This is a genomic window from Pseudomonas sp. 58(2021), assembly GCF_017491585.1.
Lineage (GTDB): Bacteria > Pseudomonadota > Gammaproteobacteria > Pseudomonadales > Pseudomonadaceae > Aquipseudomonas > Aquipseudomonas fluorescens_BT.
Genome location: NZ_JAFGYZ010000007.1, coordinates 133,683 through 150,897 on the forward strand (window position 1 = coordinate 133,683; position 17,215 = coordinate 150,897).

General features: G+C 60.5%; 16 protein-coding genes. 13 read left to right on the top strand and 3 right to left on the bottom strand.

Going from position 1 to position 17,215, the window contains the following annotated elements; translation table 11 throughout:
• The first annotated feature begins 139 nt into the window (after nucleotides 1-139).
• On the top strand, nucleotides 140-1,051 hold the full coding sequence (locus J5M72_RS10180; RefSeq protein ID WP_207865389.1) for a LysR substrate-binding domain-containing protein: 912 nt from the start codon (nucleotides 140-142) through the stop codon (nucleotides 1,049-1,051).
• A gap of 97 nt (nucleotides 1,052-1,148) precedes the next feature.
• On the opposite strand, the gene J5M72_RS10185 is transcribed toward J5M72_RS10180, so the two are convergent.
• A complete protein-coding gene (locus J5M72_RS10185; protein ID WP_169432509.1) occupies nucleotides 1,149-1,763 on the bottom strand; it encodes a hypothetical protein in 615 nt (204 codons plus the stop codon).
• Nucleotides 1,764-2,273: 510 nt separating this feature from the next.
• On the opposite strand from J5M72_RS10185, the gene purE reads away from it, so the two are divergent.
• From purE to J5M72_RS10205, 4 genes are all read left to right on the top strand, one after another.
• Complete coding sequence (purE, locus tag J5M72_RS10190) at nucleotides 2,274-2,765, top strand: 5-(carboxyamino)imidazole ribonucleotide mutase (RefSeq protein WP_007954291.1); 492 nt, start codon at nucleotides 2,274-2,276, stop codon at nucleotides 2,763-2,765.
• A 10-nt stretch (nucleotides 2,766-2,775) separates the two neighbouring features.
• Nucleotides 2,776-3,858 carry a 5-(carboxyamino)imidazole ribonucleotide synthase gene (locus tag J5M72_RS10195; protein ID WP_169432508.1) on the top strand — a complete coding sequence of 361 codons (1,083 nt, stop codon included), beginning with the start codon at nucleotides 2,776-2,778 and terminating at the stop codon, nucleotides 3,856-3,858.
• 113 nt (nucleotides 3,859-3,971) lie between these two features.
• Nucleotides 3,972-4,217: a GlsB/YeaQ/YmgE family stress response membrane protein gene (locus J5M72_RS10200; RefSeq protein WP_003229635.1), complete on the top strand. Its 246-nt coding sequence runs from the start codon at nucleotides 3,972-3,974 to the stop codon at nucleotides 4,215-4,217.
• Between the two features lie 103 nt (nucleotides 4,218-4,320).
• Nucleotides 4,321-4,857: a DUF3299 domain-containing protein gene (locus tag J5M72_RS10205; RefSeq protein ID WP_169432507.1), complete on the top strand. Its 537-nt coding sequence runs from the start codon at nucleotides 4,321-4,323 to the stop codon at nucleotides 4,855-4,857.
• A gap of 48 nt (nucleotides 4,858-4,905) precedes the next feature.
• Here the strand turns inward: J5M72_RS10205 and J5M72_RS10210 are convergent, their stop codons facing one another.
• Together J5M72_RS10210 and J5M72_RS10215 are read right to left on the bottom strand one after the other, a co-directional pair.
• A complete protein-coding gene (locus J5M72_RS10210; RefSeq protein WP_207865390.1) occupies nucleotides 4,906-5,805 on the bottom strand; it encodes a D-hexose-6-phosphate mutarotase in 900 nt (299 codons plus the stop codon).
• A gap of 57 nt (nucleotides 5,806-5,862) precedes the next feature.
• Nucleotides 5,863-6,267 (bottom strand): acyl-CoA thioesterase, encoded by a 405-nt coding sequence (locus tag J5M72_RS10215; protein ID WP_003229628.1) that lies wholly within the window; start codon nucleotides 6,265-6,267, stop codon nucleotides 5,863-5,865.
• 379 nt (nucleotides 6,268-6,646) lie between these two features.
• Between J5M72_RS10215 and J5M72_RS10220 the strand changes: the two genes are divergently transcribed.
• The 8 genes from J5M72_RS10220 (at nucleotide 6,647) to J5M72_RS10255 (ending at nucleotide 17,215) form a co-directional block, all read left to right on the top strand.
• Nucleotides 6,647-7,945 carry an MFS transporter gene (locus J5M72_RS10220; RefSeq protein ID WP_169432505.1) on the top strand — a complete coding sequence of 433 codons (1,299 nt, stop codon included), beginning with the start codon at nucleotides 6,647-6,649 and terminating at the stop codon, nucleotides 7,943-7,945.
• A 154-nt stretch (nucleotides 7,946-8,099) separates the two neighbouring features.
• Entirely contained in the window at nucleotides 8,100-9,101 is a 1,002-nt protein-coding gene (locus tag J5M72_RS10225; RefSeq protein ID WP_011336616.1) for a phosphate ABC transporter substrate-binding protein PstS, read from the top strand.
• Nucleotides 9,102-9,525: 424 nt separating this feature from the next.
• Nucleotides 9,526-11,559 (top strand): ABC transporter permease subunit, encoded by a 2,034-nt coding sequence (locus J5M72_RS10230; protein ID WP_207865449.1) that lies wholly within the window; start codon nucleotides 9,526-9,528, stop codon nucleotides 11,557-11,559.
• Nucleotides 11,560-11,574: 15 nt separating this feature from the next.
• Nucleotides 11,575-13,245 carry a phosphate ABC transporter permease PstA gene (pstA, locus tag J5M72_RS10235; RefSeq protein WP_207865391.1) on the top strand — a complete coding sequence of 557 codons (1,671 nt, stop codon included), beginning with the start codon at nucleotides 11,575-11,577 and terminating at the stop codon, nucleotides 13,243-13,245.
• Nucleotides 13,246-13,327: 82 nt separating this feature from the next.
• Complete coding sequence (pstB, locus tag J5M72_RS10240; RefSeq protein WP_065258233.1) at nucleotides 13,328-14,161, top strand: phosphate ABC transporter ATP-binding protein PstB; 834 nt, start codon at nucleotides 13,328-13,330, stop codon at nucleotides 14,159-14,161.
• A gap of 74 nt (nucleotides 14,162-14,235) precedes the next feature.
• Complete coding sequence (gene phoU, locus J5M72_RS10245; RefSeq protein ID WP_065258232.1) at nucleotides 14,236-14,997, top strand: phosphate signaling complex protein PhoU; 762 nt, start codon at nucleotides 14,236-14,238, stop codon at nucleotides 14,995-14,997.
• A gap of 187 nt (nucleotides 14,998-15,184) precedes the next feature.
• Nucleotides 15,185-16,132 (top strand): response regulator, encoded by a 948-nt coding sequence (locus tag J5M72_RS10250; protein WP_169432503.1) that lies wholly within the window; start codon nucleotides 15,185-15,187, stop codon nucleotides 16,130-16,132.
• A gap of 186 nt (nucleotides 16,133-16,318) precedes the next feature.
• A complete protein-coding gene (locus J5M72_RS10255) occupies nucleotides 16,319-17,215 on the top strand; it encodes a M23 family metallopeptidase (protein WP_119426844.1) in 897 nt (298 codons plus the stop codon).

Genomic DNA, 17,215 nt, shown 5'->3' on the forward strand with positions numbered 1-17,215 from the left:
GCTGCGAATGCTAGGCTTGTGGGAATTTTTGGGCCAATGCTGTTAAACACTGCCCTATGCACATTCGGCATAATGCCCGTGTGACGCCGTGTGCGCGGCAGACGTGTGACCTGTTTTGGTGCGTGTCCGGGAGGACGTGATGAATCTGGAAAGCAAATGGCTCGAGGACTTCAGTGCCCTGGCCGCCACCCGCAGCTTCTCGCAGGCGGCCGAACGGCGCTTCGTGACCCAGCCGGCGTTCAGTCGGCGGATCCGCAGCCTGGAAGCGGCGCTCGGACTGACGCTGGTCAACCGCTCGCGCACACCGGTCGAGCTGACGGCGGCGGGGCAACTGTTTCTGGTGACGGCGCGCACCGTGGTCGAACAGCTCGGTGAAGTGTTGCGCCATTTGCATCACCTGGAAGGCGGGCAGGGTGAAGTGATCCAGGTGGCGGCGGCGCACTCGCTGGCGCTCGGTTTCTTCCCGCGCTGGATCGCGCAACTGCGTAACGAAGGCCTGAACATCGCCACGCGGCTGGTCGCGACCAACGTTGGCGACGCGGTGCACGCGCTGCGTGAAGGTGGCTGTGATCTGATGCTGGCATTCTACGACCCGGACGCCGCGATGCAGATGGACCCGGAAATTTTCCCGTCACTGCATCTGGGGCAGACCGAAATGCTCCCGGTGTGCGCAGCGGATGTCAATGGCAAGCCACTGTTCGACCTGGAAGGCGAGGCCAGCGTGCCGCTGCTGGCCTACAGCGCCGGGGCGTTTCTCGGACGTTCGGTGAACGGCTTGCTGCGCCAGCGTCAGTTGCGCTTCACCACGATCTACGAAACCGCCATGGCCGACAGCCTTAAAAGCATGGCCCTGGAAGGCCTCGGCATTGCCTGGGTGCCGCAACTGAGCGTGCGTGCCGAGCTGGCCCGTGGCGAACTGGTTGTCTGCGGCGGCCCGCAATGGCATGTGCCGCTGGAAATTCGCCTGTACCGCTGTGCACTGGTGCGCAAGGCCAACGTGCGGTTGTTGTGGCGCAAGCTGGAAGGCGGTGCAGCGAGTGGCAATAACTGAATGAAAGCAGAGGCGAATGTTGTTTTTCGCCTCTGCCAAGCCGGGTGAGCTTTATTAAAATACGAGAGCTCGTGGGATGCGGCAGGTTTGCATCAGTTCAATCGTCGTCCCAATCGTCTTGGGGGCGCGGCACGGCCCGCTGTGCAATCGGTTTGTCCAGGTAATTGCGAATGTTCTCTCTGTTTTTATCACTGAAGCGGTTGGCATTGCTTCGAAGTGGTGAGAAAGTATCATCACTCATGATTGTTTCGCTCCACCAGCCGTTGTACAGGATTTCGCTGTCTTCATGAGTCGCGCCGAACATGTGGCCCGCTTCGTGAGCAGGAACCATGTCGCTTCTTATCGAGGATATACCCGCGTAACCCTTGTTTTGTGCAATTCCCATTGTGCTCGGGTTTATATTGTCGCGAGTCAGCAATAGATATTTGTTGAATCTTGTGTGCGAGTCTTGCAGGAGCACGGAGCCGAAATGGCTTTTTAATTTTTCTGCCCAAGCGTCCAAAGAACTGGCGGCGGATATTTTTTTATAATCAAAACCACTCAAGGTCTCTGCTTCTGACGGGGTGAACATATTGACTGATAGCTTGCGGCCGGACAGTTCCTGGATTTCGTCGGTAAACCAGGAAAAATGAGTGTTGTACAAGTCTCGTCTGCTGTCGTCCGATAAGTCCTCATGGATGAAGACATTCAGTGTTAAAGGCTGTTTGGCCATGTTCCGTTCCTTTGGATGATTGCAATTTACTTGATAGTGACGGGCAGGCGTGATGGTGCCGACTGTCCTGCCGTTGCGATTTTGGAAGTGCTATTAATATGGATCTGTTGCTGTGCAATATAAGTTTTTGTTTTTTGGGTGGGGTCTCTGTTTTTTTATTTCATGCTTGGTTGTATATCATTTAAATTTTGTTGTGGCTCTTGGGAATGTTTTGATTTTTATTACATGAACTCATGCGGAAATTTGAGTACGCTCTCCATTCGACCTGTTGATCATGTTTCCCGTGGGAAAAACGAAGCAATATTCTTGAACCTAGAGTCAGCAAAATGTGTCGTTAGGTTCAGATGACAGATGGTCGCGACGGGGGCTGTTTATTGCTTTCTTTGCGGTATACTGCGCGGCCTTCGGCCGGTACGTCCGGCCATTTTTCGTACAATCAAGCCACGCAACCTGCGTGGCTTGTTGTTTTATGACGCGCCTGCGGGCGCTCCAGAGAGAAGAGGCGCGACGATGAGTGCACTGGTTGGCGTGATCATGGGCTCCAAGTCCGATTGGTCCACCCTTAGCCACACCGCCGATATGCTGGAAAAGCTCGGCATCCCTTACGAGGTCAAGGTGGTCTCTGCCCACCGCACCCCGGATCTGCTGTTCCAGTACGCCGAAGAGGCTGAAGGCCGCGGCATCGAGGTGATCATCGCCGGTGCCGGTGGCGCAGCCCACTTGCCAGGCATGTGTGCGGCCAAGACCCACCTGCCGGTGCTGGGCGTTCCGGTCCAGTCGGCGATGCTCTCGGGCGTCGATTCGCTGCTGTCGATCGTGCAGATGCCGGCCGGCATCCCGGTGGCCACCCTGGCCATCGGCAAGGCCGGTGCGATCAACGCAGCCCTGCTGTCAGCGAGCATCCTGGGCGCCAAGCATCCACAATTCCACGCGGTACTGAAGACCTTCCGTGCCGAGCAGACGGACAGCGTCCTGGACAATCCAGACCCACGTATTGCCTGAGGTTGTTGAGATGAAGATCGGTGTAATCGGTGGCGGCCAGTTGGGTCGCATGTTGGCCCTGGCGGGCACCCCGCTGGGCATGAACTTCGCTTTCCTCGACCCTGCGCCGGACGCTTGCGCCGCCGCGCTGGGCGAACACCTGCGGGCCGATTACGGCGATCAGGATCATCTGCGCCAGTTGGCCGATGAAGTCGACCTGGTGACCTTCGAGTTCGAAAGCGTTCCGGCTGAAACCGTGGCGTTTCTTTCGCAATTCGTGCCGGTCTACCCGAGCGCCGAAGCGCTGCGCATCGCACGCGACCGCTGGTTCGAAAAGAGCATGTTCAAGGATTTGGGGATTCCGACCCCGGCGTTCGCCGACATCCAGTCGCAAGCCGATCTGGACGCCGCGGTCGCTTCGATCGGTCTGCCGGCCGTGCTGAAAACCCGCACCCTGGGTTATGACGGCAAGGGCCAGAAAGTCCTGCGCAAGCCGGAAGACGTTGTCGGTACCTTCGCCGAACTGGGCAGCGTGCCTTGCCTGCTGGAAGGCTTCGTGCCGTTCACCGGCGAAGTATCGTTGATCGCCGTGCGTGCCCGCGATGGTGAGACCAGGTTCTATCCACTGGTGCACAACACCCACGACAGCGGCATTCTCAAGCTGTCGGTCGCCAGCTCCGATCATCCGTTGCAGGCTCTGGCCGAAGACTATTCCGGCCGCGTCCTCAAGCAACTGGATTACGTTGGCGTGATGGCATTCGAGTTCTTTGAAGTCGACGGTGGCCTCAAGGCCAACGAAATCGCCCCGCGTGTGCATAACTCCGGGCACTGGACCACCGAAGGCGCCGAGTGCAGCCAGTTCGAAAACCACCTGCGGGCCGTCGCCGGTCTGCCGCTGGGTTCGACCGCCAAGGTCGGTGAGAGCGCGATGCTCAACTTCATCGGTGTGGTTCCGCCGGTCGAAAAGGTCATCGCCATCGACGATTGCCATCTGCATCACTACGGCAAGGCCTTCAAGGCCGGGCGCAAGGTCGGACACGCCAATCTGCGCTGCAAGGACAAGGCGACCCTCGAGCAGCAGATCCTCAAGGTCGAAGCGCTGATCGCCGAGTAACGAGAGTTTCATCTGGCAGCGGCGGAACCATTGCGGGGCCGCCGTTCTCTGATGGCAGGATGCGAAAGTCTGACTAGGCTTCATCGCATATCTACCATTCAGAGGGAAATGCCATGGGAATTATCGGAACCATCTTTATCGGCCTCATCGTCGGCCTGCTGGCGCGGTTCCTGAAACCGGGCGATGACAGCATGGGCTGGATCATGACCATCCTGCTCGGTATCGGCGGTTCGCTGGCAGCCACTTACGGCGGTCAGGCCCTGGGCATCTATCAGGCAGGTCAGGGCGCAGGCTTCATTGGCGCGCTGGTTGGCGCGATCGTGCTGCTGGTGATCTACGGTCTGATCAAAAAGAACTGATCCAAAGCGACAAAGTCCTCTCTGCCAATCCGGTAGGGAGGGCTAGAATGCTCGACGATTCACTTTGCCCTCCTTATTCGAGCATCCTTTACCGAGCACCTTCATGCGCCGTCTTCTGTTGACTCTCCTTTTGCTGGGCAGCGGTCTGGCCCACGCCGGCGAACTGCCGGAAACCGACTGGCTGGAACTGATGCCCAAGTCGGACCAGAAAGCCCTCGAGGCCATGCCTGAAATCGACCACAACTCTCCGGAGGCCACCGGCACCTTCACCCAGAAAGGCGGGATGAAGCAGGCCAAGGGTTTGCCGGCGGTGATGTATTCGACCAAGACCGTGGCGTCGATGAACGACAAACACATCCGCATCGGTGGTTATCCGGTACCGCTGGAATCCGACGCAAAGGGCCGCAGTACGCTGTTTTTCCTCGTGCCATACCCCGGCGCGTGCATCCACGTGCCGCCGCCACCGCCGAACCAACTGGTGCTGGTGCGTTATCCAAAAGGCTTGAAGCTGGACGACATCTACACACCGCTGTGGGTGACCGGCACGCTGAAGATCGAAAAGGTCAGCAATGACCTGGCCGATGCGGCCTACGCACTGGATGCGGACAAGGTGCGGGTAGTGCAGGAGTCGGATCTGTAATTCAGACCCGCAAAAAAAATCGCAGCCCCAGGGCTGCGATTTTTGTTTTCAGAGCGGCTGACTGCCGACGCTGACCCCCATCGTATGACTGGCACTCGGTGCCAGTGTCACAACGTCGTCCAGCACATTCGCCGTCTCGATGCACAGCATGCGCTGCCAGCCGTCGTTGTCCATGTCGCTGAACGCGGCGGCGCGGTCGATCCATGGGTTCCAGATCACGGCGGTGCGTGAGCCGGTCGCGGTCAGCACGATGCGCCGCTCCCAGGCCGGGTCGACGATGCTCAGTTGCGGCGGGACGTCGAGATAGATGCGGTCGGTTTCCCCGGCAAAGCGCAGGTCGCCTTGCTGGGCGTGCGTCTTCCAGTCATCCAGCGTCTCGATGTAGTCCAGACCGTCCACGCCTTCGACGCGCACGTTGCGCACATCGCTGACCGCGAAATAGCTGTGCAGCGCCTGGCTGATACTGACGGTGTTGACACCGCGGTTGTGGCTGGTCAGGCTGATGTTCAACTGATCATTCAGATGCAGGGTCAGAGTCAGGTCAACCTGATGCGGCCAACCCGGGAAACCGCCTTCGGGATACGGCAGCTTGAATTCAACCTTGACGCCCTGGTCCTCGGCTTCGATGCCGCCTAATTCCCAATCCATTGCCCGGACAAACCCGTGGGCGGCGGCCGGCTCTTCGCTGACACGCATCGCCTGCACGCTCTGCGGGTTGCGTTCGAACTTGCCGAACCACGGCCAGCACACCGGCACACCGGCGCGGATGCTCTTGCCGGTCTTGAACACGGCCTTGTCGTTGAGCCAGATGATCGGCGGCTGGCCATCGATCTGATAACTGAGGATGTGCGCACCTTGCTGGGCCACCAGCACTTCGGCCTGACCGTGGCGGATGCGCCAGCAGTTCAGTTCATCCAGTTTCACGGCTTCAACGTTGGGCGTGTTCATCGGACAACTCTCGATCAGCAACTTGGACGACTATCGACCGTGAAACGGTCGCGAGGTTTAACGTGCGCGTGGCGGAACCGAACGGGTGCGACCGCTGCCATCGATGGCCACGAACACGAACACCGCCTCGGTCACTTTACGCCACTCGCTGGACAGCGGGTCGTCGCTCCACACCTCGACCATCATCTGGATCGAGCTGCGGCCGATCTCCAGGGTCTGGGTATAAAAGGACAATTGCGCGCCGACAGCCACCGGCACCAGGAACGCCATGCGATCGATGGCGACCGTTGCAACACGACCACCGGCGACGCGGCTGGCCATTGCGGTGCCGGCCAGGTCCATCTGCGCCACCAGCCAGCCGCCGAAAATATCGCCGAAGCCGTTGGTTTCGCGGGGAAGCGCGGTGATTTGCAAGGCCAGGTCGCCTTGCGGGATCGGATCTTCTTGTTCGAGCTCTATCATGCCGGGGGTGCCTCTGACCCGTGACTCTTCGTTGGGTATTGCTGGTGGTAGCCGTCTTCAGGAAAAACGATTCAGCACCGAACATACTACGTTCGTCACGTTTTCCATAAGGCAACTAAAGGGGAAACTCTGCGAAACCGGCTGGATCCACGCGCCAGGGCGACCAACGACGTTTTCGCACAGCAACCCCCTACAAGCCGGAGCAGGATTGCGAGTATATCGGTCGGTAGACTCCGCGACGACCATCCGGTTCTCATTTCGACCGTCAAATACGCGCCTCTATGTGCTTTTTCGAACAATTTGCTATGGTGCCGAACCTGCCCGAGCCACAGCCAGCGTTGTTGTGGCGGCAGATCCGACTATAAGAGAAGACCTTGCCATGACCACAGCGCCCTCGAGTCTCGCGCAGCCAGACCAACCCGCACGACCCTTGACCCGCAATGACTACAAGACTCTGTCGCTATCGGCCCTGGGGGGCGCGCTGGAGTTCTACGATTTCATCATTTTCGTGTTCTTTGCCACCGTGGTCGGCAAATTGTTCTTCCCCGCCGACATGCCCGAGTGGCTGCGCCTGATGCAGACCTTCGGCATCTTTGCCGCCGGCTACCTCGCGCGGCCGCTGGGCGGTATCGTCATGGCGCACTTCGGCGACCTGCTGGGGCGCAAGAAGATGTTCACCCTGAGCATTTTCATGATGGCCGTGCCGACCCTGATCATGGGCCTGCTGCCGACTTACGCGCAGATCGGCCTGTGGGCGCCGATCCTGCTGCTGTTGATGCGCGTCATCCAGGGCGCGGCGATTGGCGGCGAAGTGCCGGGGGCGTGGGTCTTCGTTTCCGAACACGTGCCCGGAAAGCATGTCGGCTATGCCTGCGGCACCCTGACCAGCGGCCTGACGGCGGGCATTCTGCTCGGCTCGCTGGTCGCCACTGCGATCAACAGCATTTATACGCCAACGGAAGTTTCGGATTACGCCTGGCGGATTCCGTTCCTGCTCGGTGGCGTGTTCGGCCTGTTCTCGGTCTACCTGCGCCGCTGGCTGCACGAAACCCCGGTATTCGCCGAACTGCAACTGCGCAAGGCTCTGGCCGAGGAAGTGCCGCTGCGCGCGGTGCTGCGTGACCATCGCGGGGCTATCGCAGTCTCGATGCTGCTGACCTGGCTGCTGTCGGCCGGCATCGTCGTGGTGATCCTGATGACCCCGACCGTGCTGCAGACGGTCTATCACTTCTCGCCGACGGTGGCGTTGCAATCCAACAGCCTGGCCATCGTATTTTTGAGCGTGGGCTGCATCATTTCCGGCGCGCTGGCGGACCGCTTCGGCGCCGGTCGCGTATTCGTATTCGGTTGCCTGGGTTTGCTGGCCAGCTCCTGGACCTTCTATCACAGCCTCGCCGATCACCCGAACTGGCTGTTCCCGCTGTATGCGCTGACCGGTTTCCTGGTCGGCACCATTGGCGCGGTGCCTTATGTGATGGTGAAAGCGTTCCCGCCGGTGGTGCGCTTCAGCGGTCTGTCCTTCTCTTATAACGTCGCCTACGCCATCTTCGGCGGCCTGACCCCGATGGTGGTCAGCCTGCTGCTGAAAGAAAGCGCGATGGGGCCTGCCTACTATGTGGCGGTGCTGTGCGGGATGGGGATCCTGGTCGGTGCGTGGTTGTGGAGCAAAGGTCGCTAAGCCACCTTCACACTTGCCGTTACAACTGAAAGGCCGGCTTTCCGACAGGGATGCTGGCCTTTCATCCAATTGTCATATTTCAGCCATAGAGTGTTCACACGGCCTGCTGATACTTGGCCCCGACTTAACACACCCTATTTGCTAGGAGTAAGGCATGAAACTGAAGCGTTTGATGGCGGCAATGACTTTTGTCGCTGCTGGCGTTGCGACTGCCAACGCGGTTGCCGCTGTTGACCCTGCTATCCCGAGCTACACCAAGACCACTGGTGTGTCGGGCAACCTGTCCAGCGTCGGTTCCGATACCCTGGCCAACCTCATGACCCTCTGGGCTGAGAACTACAAAAAAGAATACCCGAACGTAAACATCCAGATTCAGGCCGCTGGCTCCGCCACTGCGCCACCTGCGCTGACTGAAGGCACCTCCAACCTGGGCCCGATGAGCCGCAAGATGAAGGACACCGAGCTGGCGGCCTTCGAACAGAAATACGGCTACAAGCCAACCGCTATCCCGGTTGCCGTGGACGCCCTGGCTGTGTTCGTGCACAAGGACAACCCGATCCAGCACCTGACCATGGAACAGGTTGACGCGATTTTCTCGTCCACCCGTCTGTGCGGCGCCAAGGCCGACGTGAAAACCTGGGGCGACCTGGGCGTGACCGGCGACCTGGCCAACAAGCCGGTTCAGCTGTTCGGTCGCAACTCGGTATCCGGTACCTACGGCTACTTCAAGGAAGAAGCCCTGTGCAAAGGCGACTACAAGCCTAACGTCAACGAACAGCCAGGCTCGGCTTCGGTCGTGCAGTCGATCAGCTCCTCGCTGAACGGCATCGGTTACTCGGGCATCGGCTACAAGACCGCCAGCGTGAAAACCGTTGCTCTGTCGAAGAAAGGCAGCACTGACTTCATCGAAGACACCGAAGAAAACGCCCTGAACGGCAAATACCCGCTGTCGCGTTTCCTGTACGTGTACGTCAACAAAGCCCCGAACAAGCCTCTGGCCCCGCTGGAAGCCGAGTTCGTGAAACTGGTTCTGTCGAAACAGGGCCAGGAAGTGGTCGTGAAAGACGGCTACATCCCGCTGCCAGCCAAGGTTGCTGCAAAAGCACTGGCTGACCTGGGTCTGCAGGAAGGCGGCGCTGAAGTCGCAAAAAAGTAACAAACTGAGTCAGGGGTGAACCCCGCCTGACTCCCGTGTGGGGCCCGGCCCGCAAGCGGCCCGGCTCCCACACTCCCCGAATTCTTCTATCCACTGCCAGTGCCCTGCTGGCGGCGGATTTGGTGCGTCACTGCATTGTCATCTTTCTGTCATACAGGATCGCTAGGGTGTGCGCATGAATGATCTGGCCAATTCCAAAATGACTACGAACCCTCCCAAGCGCATTGATTTCAATACGCCTGAGTTGCAACGCAAGCGCCGCATTCGCGCGCTCAAGGATCGCTTCACCCGCTGGTACGTCCTCGTCGGCGGTCTGGCGGTGCTGGCAGCCATCACCCTGATCTTCTTTTTCCTCGCCTACGTCGTCGCGCCCCTGTTCAAGGGTGCGGAACTGACCGCGAAAGACGCCATCACCCCGGCCTGGATGCAGGACGCCGGCAAGCCGCTGATGATTTCGCTCGAAGAGCAGAATCAGGTGGCCATGCGCGTTTCCGACAAGGGCCAGGCGCTGTTCTTCGATATCGACAGTGGCGCTGAATTGAAGCGCGTCGATCTGCCTTTGCCGGCAGGCGCCAGTGTGACCTCCATCGGCGAAGACCAGCCGGGCCATCCGCTGGTGGCCGTGGGCCTGTCCAACGGTCAGGCGCTGGTGTTCCGTCACACTTATAAAGTCAGCTACCCGGACGGCAAGAAAACCATCACCCCGGCGATCGAGTTCCCGTACGGCGAAGCGCCGATTGCGCTGAACGAGAGCGGCGGTGCGCTGGAGCACGTCAGCCTCAATGCCACCGACTCGACCCTGATGCTGGTCGGTTCCACCGGTTCGCAACTCAACGTGCTGTCGCTGACCAGCGAAGAAAACATGATGACCGGCGAAGTCACCAACGAGCAGAAGCGTATCGATCTGCCGCAGATGACTGAGCCGGTGAAAAACATCTTCGTCGACCCGCGTCAGCAATGGCTGTACGTGGTCAACGGTCGCGCTCAGGCCGACGTGTTCAGCCTGCGCGACAAGAGCCTCAACGGTCGTTACAAACTGCTGGAAAACGCCGATGCGCAAGTCACTGCCGCCACTCAACTGGTAGGCGGTATCTCGCTGATTGTTGGCGACTCCACCGGTGGCCTGGCCCAGTGGTTCATGGCCCGTGACACCGATGGCGAGCTGCGCCTCAAGCAGATCCGCACCTTCCAGATGGGCAAGACGCCGATCGTTGAAATCACCGCCGAAGAGCGCCGCAAAGGCTTCGTTGCCCTGGATGCTTCCGGCAAGCTCGGCGTGTTCCACAGCACCGCGCACCGCACCTTGCTGGTCGATCAGGTGGTCGAGGGCCAGGGTCTGTTCGGTCTGTCGCCACGTGCCAACCGTGTGATCGTCGAGGCCGGCGGCAAGCTGCAACCGTTGCTGCTCGACAACCCGCACCCGGAAGTGTCGTGGAGCGCACTGTGGAGCAAGGTCTGGTACGAGAACTACGACGAGCCTAAATACGTCTGGCAATCGACTGCGGCCAACACCGATTTCGAACCGAAACTGAGCCTGTCGCCACTGACCTTCGGCACCCTGAAAGCCGCGTTCTACGCGATGCTGCTGGCTGCACCGCTGGCCGTTGCCGCTGCGATCTACACCGCGTACTTCATGGCCCCGGGCATGCGCCGCAAGGTCAAACCGGTGATCGAGCTGATGGAAGCGATGCCGACGGTGATCCTCGGTTTCTTCGCCGGTCTGTTCCTCGCACCTTATGTGGAAGGGCATCTGCCAGGCATTTTCAGCCTGCTGATGCTGCTGCCGATCGGCATCCTGATCGCCGGTTTCACTTTCAGTCGCCTGCCTGAGTCGATCCGCCTGAAAGTCCCGGACGGCTGGGAAAGTGCGCTGCTGATCCCGGTGATCCTGTTCGTGGGCTGGCTGTCGCTGTACATGAGCCCGTTCATGGAGAACTGGTTCTTCGGCGGTGACATGCGCATGTGGATCTCCCACGACCTGGGCATCACCTACGACCAGCGCAACGCTCTGGTGGTCGGTCTGGCCATGGGCTTTGCGGTGATCCCGAACATCTACTCGATCGCTGAAGACGCCGTGTTCAGCGTGCCGCGCGGCCTGACCCTGGGCTCGCTGGCCCTCGGTGCCACGCCATGGCAGACCATGACTCGCGTGGTGATCCTGACCGCCAGCCCGGGCATCTTCTCGGCACTGATGATCGGGATGGGCCGTGCAGTCGGCGAGACCATGATCGTGCTGATGGCCACCGGCAACACCCCGGTCATGGAAATGAACCTGTTCGAAGGCCTGCGCACCCTGGCCGCCAACGTCGCGGTGGAAATGCCGGAGTCGGAAGTCGGCGGCAGCCACTACCGCGTGCTGTTCCTCTCGGCGCTGGTGCTGCTGTTGTTCACCTTCGTCATGAACACCCTCGCGGAACTGATTCGTCAGCGTCTGCGCAAGAAATACTCGTCGCTTTAAGAAAGGTAGAAGTCTGTGAAACAGAACTCCCTGAAAGGATGGTTCAAGAGCGGCGCCCCGGGCGTCTGGATCAGCGGTGGCGCGGTGTCCATCGCGGTCATCATGACCATTGGCCTGCTGGCGGTGATTGCCGTGCGCGGTCTGGGTCACTTCTGGCCGGCGGACCTGATCCACGCCAGCTACGACGTGCCGGGCCAGGGCAATCACCTGGTCATCGGCGAAGTGGTGCAGAAGGAAGAAGTACCCCGCGCACGCCTGAAGAGCGCCGGCCTGCCGGTGCCTGACCAGGGCCCGGAATTCATGACCCGCGAGCTGATCAAGGTCGGCAACCGGGACCTGAACGGCAACGACTTCACCTGGATCGTCGGCGAGTGGCTGACCGACCAGAAGAATCCGCCGGAACTGATGGCGCTGGAGCGTCGTGAGTGGGGCAACTTCTACGGCTACCTGGTCAACGTCAAACAGGAAGGCAAGGTGATCGCCGAAGGCGAAGCCGCCTGGCCTGAGCTGCAAGCGCGGATCAACCGCGTGAACGGCCTCGCCGCGCAGCTCAAGTCGCTGGAAAAGACCGATATCGGCGCGATCAACGCCGGACTCGAGCGCATCCGCCTGCATGGCCGCAAACTGGAACTGGAAGGCAAGCTCGACGCCACCGCGCAAGCGGACATGGAATCCGAGCGAGCCGAGCTGAATGCTCGCTATCAGGACATCGAGGCGCGTCTGGCCGATCTGCACGCGCAGTTCAACCGCGACGCTTTGACCGCTCGGGATGCCAACGGCAAGGAAATCGAAATCGGCCTGGGCAAAGTGGTTCACGCTTACCAGCCCAACGCCATGGGTACCTTCACCAAGATCGGTTTCTACTTCAGCAAGGTCTGGGAATTCCTGTCTGACGACCCGCGTGAAGCGAACACCGAAGGCGGGATCTTCCCGGCGATCTTCGGCACCGTGATGATGACCCTGATCATGGCGATGATCGTTACCCCGTTCGGCGTGCTGGCGGCGGTGTACCTGCGTGAATACGCCAGGCAGAACACCCTGACCCGGGTTATCCGGATCGCGGTGAACAACCTGGCGGGTGTTCCGGCGATTGTTTACGGCGTGTTCGGTCTGGGCTTCTTCGTCTACGTGCTGGGTGGTTCGCTCGACCGTCTGTTCTTCCCGGAAGCGCTGCCGGCACCGACCTTCGGTACGCCGGGTCTGCTCTGGGCTTCGTTGACCCTGGCGCTGCTGGCGGTACCCGTGGTGATCGTGGCCACCGAAGAAGGTCTGGCGCGTATCCCGCGCACCGTGCGTGAAGGCTCGCTGGCCCTCGGCGCGACCAAGGCTGAAACCCTCTGGAAGATTGTACTGCCGATGGCCAGCCCGGCGATGATGACCGGCATGATCCTCGCCGTGGCTCGCGCCGCCGGTGAAGTGGCGCCGCTGATGCTGGTGGGTGTGGTGAAACTGGCGCCGTCGCTGCCGGTGGACGGCAACTACCCGTACCTGCACCTGGATCAGAAGATCATGCACCTGGGCTTCCACATCTACGACGTCGGCTTCCAGAGCCCGAACGTCGAGGCTGCGCGGCCGCTGGTCTACGCCACGGCGCTGCTGCTGGTACTGGTGATCGCCACCCTGAACCTGTCGGCGGTGTACATCCGTAACCACCTGCGCGAGAAGTACAAGGCGCTGGACAGCTGATCGCCGTCACAAGAATTGAAGGGCTGCCGGCCTGTATCCCGGCAGCCAACCGAACCGAATTTGTTAGCACAGGGGATCTCCCATGCAGCACGAAACACATACCCACGGCATCAACATGTCCGCCCTGGGCCGCGACAAGCAGAGCCTGAACCTCGAGCAGGAAACCGTGGCCATCGAAGTGCCGGGCCTGAGCCTGTTCTACGGCGAGAAACAAGCGCTGTACGACGTCAGCATGAACATCCCGAAACAGCGCGTGACCGCCTTCATCGGCCCGTCCGGCTGCGGCAAGTCCACGCTGCTGCGCACTTTCAACCGCATGAACGACCTGGTGGACGGCTGCCGCGTCGAAGGCGCGATCAACCTGTACGGCAACAACATCTACCGCAAGGGCGAAGACGTGGCCGAGCTGCGTCGCCGGGTCGGCATGGTGTTCCAGAAGCCTAACCCGTTCCCCAAGACCATCTACGAAAACGTGGTCTACGGCCTGCGCATCCAGGGCATCAACAAGAAGCGCATCCTCGACGAAGCCGTCGAGTGGGCATTGAAAGGCGCGGCCCTGTGGGACGAAGTGAAAGACCGTCTGCATGACTCGGCCCTCGGCCTGTCGGGTGGTCAGCAACAGCGTCTGGTGATCGCCCGGACCATCGCCGTGGAACCGGAAGTGCTGCTGCTCGACGAACCGTGCTCGGCCCTCGACCCTATCTCGACCCTGAAAGTCGAAGAGCTGATCTATGAGCTCAAATCCAAGTTCACCATCGTCATCGTGACCCACAACATGCAGCAGGCGGCGCGGGTGTCGGACTACACGGCGTTCATGTACATGGGCAAACTGGTGGAATTCGGCGACACCGATACCCTGTTCACCAATCCGGCCAAGAAGCAGACCGAAGACTACATCACCGGTCGTTACGGCTAGCAGACACTGGTTGTCGCTCACTGAATTGACGCTGCGGCCCGCCGCACCTTACCGGACGCTCCAAGGACGCCAACATGATTAGTAAAGAAGGCCTTACCCATCACATTTCCGCGCAGTTCAACGCCGAACTGGAAGAAGTGCGCAGCCACCTGCTGGCCATGGGCGGACTGGTCGAAAAGCAGGTCAACGACGCGGTCACCGCGCTGATCGAGGCCGACTCGGGCCTGGCCCAGCAAGTGCGCGAGATCGATGACCAGATCAACCAGATGGAACGCAACATCGACGAAGAATGCCTGCGCATTCTGGCCCGTCGTCAGCCGGCGGCGTCCGACCTGCGTCTGATCATCAGCATCTCCAAGTCGGTGATCGACCTGGAGCGTATCGGCGACGAAGCGACCAAGATCGCCCGCCGTGCGATCCAGCTGTGCGAAGAAGGGGAAGCGCCGCGCGGTTACGTCGAGGTGCGCCACATCGGCGACCAGGTGCGCAACATGGTGCGTGATGCGCTGGACGCTTTTGCTCGCTTCGATGCCGATCTGGCGCTGTCGGTGGCGCAGTACGACAAGATCATCGACCGTGAATACAAGACCGCCCTGCGCGAGCTGGCGACCTTCATGATGGAAGACCCGCGCTCTATCTCGCGGGTCTTGAGCATCATCTGGGTCCTGCGTTCGCTGGAGCGGATCGGCGACCACGCACGCAACATCTCGGAGCTGGTGATCTACCTGGTGCGCGGCACCGACGTGCGCCACATGGGCCTCAAGCGCATGAAGGAAGAAGTTGAAGGGACAAGCGGCGAAACCGCTAATGTTCCGGGCGATGCTGACGATAAGTAAGATTGCCTGAGAAAAGCGCCCGGCCCTTTGGCCGGGCGTTTTTGTTTCTGCTTTCACATGGCAGATCCGAATGAAACAGCGAATTAAAGCAGCACCCGCGAACGAAAAGTCCCGGCGTGACTGAAGAGTTTTGGCAATGTGCCATCAGCCAGCGTTATGCTTGCCGGGATTTTAATAGGGGTGTTGGATGAGCAAGATCAGTGTGTTGGTCGTGGACGATGCATCGTTCATTCGTGACCTGGTGAAAAAGTGCCTGCGTAATTACTTCCCGGGGATCCGCACCGAGGACGCCATCAACGGCAAGAAGGCCCAGGCCATGCTGGCCAAGGAAGCCTTCGATCTGGTGCTGTGCGACTGGGAAATGCCGGAAATGTCCGGCCTCGAGCTGCTGACCTGGTGCCGTGAGCAGGACAACCTCAAGACCATGCCGTTCATCATGGTTACCAGTCGCGGCGACAAGGAAAACGTCGTGCAGGCGATTCAGGCCGGTGTTTCCGGCTACGTCAGCAAACCGTTCACCAACGAGCAACTGCTGACCAAGGTCAAACAGGCCCTGAACAAGATCGGCAAGCTCGATGCCCTGATGAACAGCGCGCCAACCAAGATGAACTCGGCGTTCGGCAACGACTCCCTGAGCGCGCTGACCGGTGGCAAGGCTGCGGTTGTCGGTGCTGCACCGGCCGCCAACCCGTTTGCCAAACCTGCCGCTGCAGCCCCGGCACCTGCCGCCGCGCCACAGCGTGGCCTGCTCAACAGCCCGCCGGTGAAAGCCCCGGCAGCCTCCAGCGCTCCGGCCGGCGGTCGCGGTCAGGGCCAACTGCGCCTGCCGGGCGGTACCCAGCAATGCGTGATCAAGGCCTTGAGCATCAAGGAAGCGCTGTTGGTGGTGAAACGCACCGACAGCCTGCCACAGGTCCTCGACAGCGCCGTGCTGGACCTGGAACAGGGCGACAACGCCGAAATCGCCCGCCTCAACGGCTACCTGCACGCCGTGGTCGCCCACGAGCCGAAGCCCGACAGCGAGTGGCTGCAACTGACCTTCCGCTTCGTCGACCAGGACGCGCAGAAGCTCGACTACATCTCCCGCCTGATCGCCCGCGGCACGGCGCAGAAGCACTTCGTTCCGGGCGCGTAAGCGTCGCGGCCAAAAAGGTCGCAGCCCTGTGGCATCCCCCGCAACGGATCGTATTCCAATGCGGGGAGTGCCCGGGCTGCGACCTTTTGTTTTGTGCTGTGCCAAATTTGAAACATCTGTCGACTAGCCTGGTCTGCTTCAGCTGCTAGGCTCATTCCCAGGCCTTACTCGACAGAGCTTTTGCCCATGCCCCTGCGCCTGCTGTTTTTCTGTGGTCTGTTCATGGCCTCCACCTCGACGGTGGCCATGACGATCTACAAATCCACCGATGCCAACGGAGTGGTTTCGTACAGCGACCGTCCGAGCAAAGGCTCCCAGGTGTTCGTGTTTCAGGACCGGATGGTCGAGCGCCTGGAGCGTCAGGTGTATCTCGACATCAAGAAACAGAAGGGCACTGACGTTGTGTTCGTGCGCAACGACCTGTATGCACCGGTCGAGGTTGCGCTGGCGTTTACCGGGATGAGCAACGTGCGTGGCGCACCGACGGAAACGATCCGCCGGGTGCTGCCGGCGCGCAGCAATACACGGCTGGCGTTGCTGACGGCGGTGTCCGGTGGCAAACCGCTGGTGTATACGCCGCAGTTCCAGTATTCCCTCGGCGACCCCGCTGGCGCCGCACAGAGCTATCGCTATCCGTTTCCCTGGCGTGGCGGGCCGTTCCGTCTGAGTCAGGGCGCCAATGGCGACTACAGCCACTACGGGCCGAAGAACAAATACGCGATGGACATCGCCATGCCGGTGGGCACGCCGATCATTGCGGCGAGGGCCGGAGTGGTGGTGAAGACCGAGAACTCGCAGAACGGCCGCGGCACCGATCCTTCCGGCAACTTCGTGCGGGTGCTGCACGACGACGGCACGATGGGTGTGTACCTGCATCTCAAGCAAGGGTCGGTGAGTGTGCGTGAAGGGCAACGGGTGGCGGTGGGCAGTCCGCTGGCGCTGTCCGGCAACACCGGCAACAGCAGCGGCCCGCACCTGCATTTCGTGGTGCAGCGCAATACAGGAGGGGGGCTGGTATCGATTCCGTATCAGTTCAACCAGCCGCTGGGCGCATTGCCCAACTTTGCGTTGGGCAAGCGGTAA

Excerpts from the sequence above, each read along its gene's own strand:
- J5M72_RS10250 (WP_169432503.1), top strand. The coding sequence starts at position 15,185 with ATGAGCAAGATCAGTGTGTTGGTCGTGGACGATGCATCGTTCATTCGT.
- J5M72_RS10200 (WP_003229635.1), top strand. The coding sequence starts at position 3,972 with ATGGGAATTATCGGAACCATCTTTATCGGCCTCATCGTCGGCCTGCTG.
- J5M72_RS10180 (WP_207865389.1), top strand. The coding sequence starts at position 140 with ATGAATCTGGAAAGCAAATGGCTCGAGGACTTCAGTGCCCTGGCCGCC.
- J5M72_RS10230 (WP_207865449.1), top strand. The coding sequence starts at position 9,526 with ATGCAGGACGCCGGCAAGCCGCTGATGATTTCGCTCGAAGAGCAGAAT.
- J5M72_RS10220 (WP_169432505.1), top strand. The coding sequence starts at position 6,647 with ATGACCACAGCGCCCTCGAGTCTCGCGCAGCCAGACCAACCCGCACGA.
- J5M72_RS10195 (WP_169432508.1), top strand. The coding sequence starts at position 2,776 with ATGAAGATCGGTGTAATCGGTGGCGGCCAGTTGGGTCGCATGTTGGCC.
- pstB (WP_065258233.1), top strand. The coding sequence starts at position 13,328 with ATGCAGCACGAAACACATACCCACGGCATCAACATGTCCGCCCTGGGC.
- J5M72_RS10255 (WP_119426844.1), top strand. The coding sequence starts at position 16,319 with ATGCCCCTGCGCCTGCTGTTTTTCTGTGGTCTGTTCATGGCCTCCACC.
- phoU (WP_065258232.1), top strand. The coding sequence starts at position 14,236 with ATGATTAGTAAAGAAGGCCTTACCCATCACATTTCCGCGCAGTTCAAC.
- J5M72_RS10225 (WP_011336616.1), top strand. The coding sequence starts at position 8,100 with ATGAAACTGAAGCGTTTGATGGCGGCAATGACTTTTGTCGCTGCTGGC.
- J5M72_RS10210 (WP_207865390.1), bottom strand. The coding sequence starts at position 5,805 with ATGAACACGCCCAACGTTGAAGCCGTGAAACTGGATGAACTGAACTGC.
- J5M72_RS10205 (WP_169432507.1), top strand. The coding sequence starts at position 4,321 with ATGCGCCGTCTTCTGTTGACTCTCCTTTTGCTGGGCAGCGGTCTGGCC.
- J5M72_RS10215 (WP_003229628.1), bottom strand. The coding sequence starts at position 6,267 with ATGATAGAGCTCGAACAAGAAGATCCGATCCCGCAAGGCGACCTGGCC.
- J5M72_RS10185 (WP_169432509.1), bottom strand. The coding sequence starts at position 1,763 with ATGGCCAAACAGCCTTTAACACTGAATGTCTTCATCCATGAGGACTTA.
- purE (WP_007954291.1), top strand. The coding sequence starts at position 2,274 with ATGAGTGCACTGGTTGGCGTGATCATGGGCTCCAAGTCCGATTGGTCC.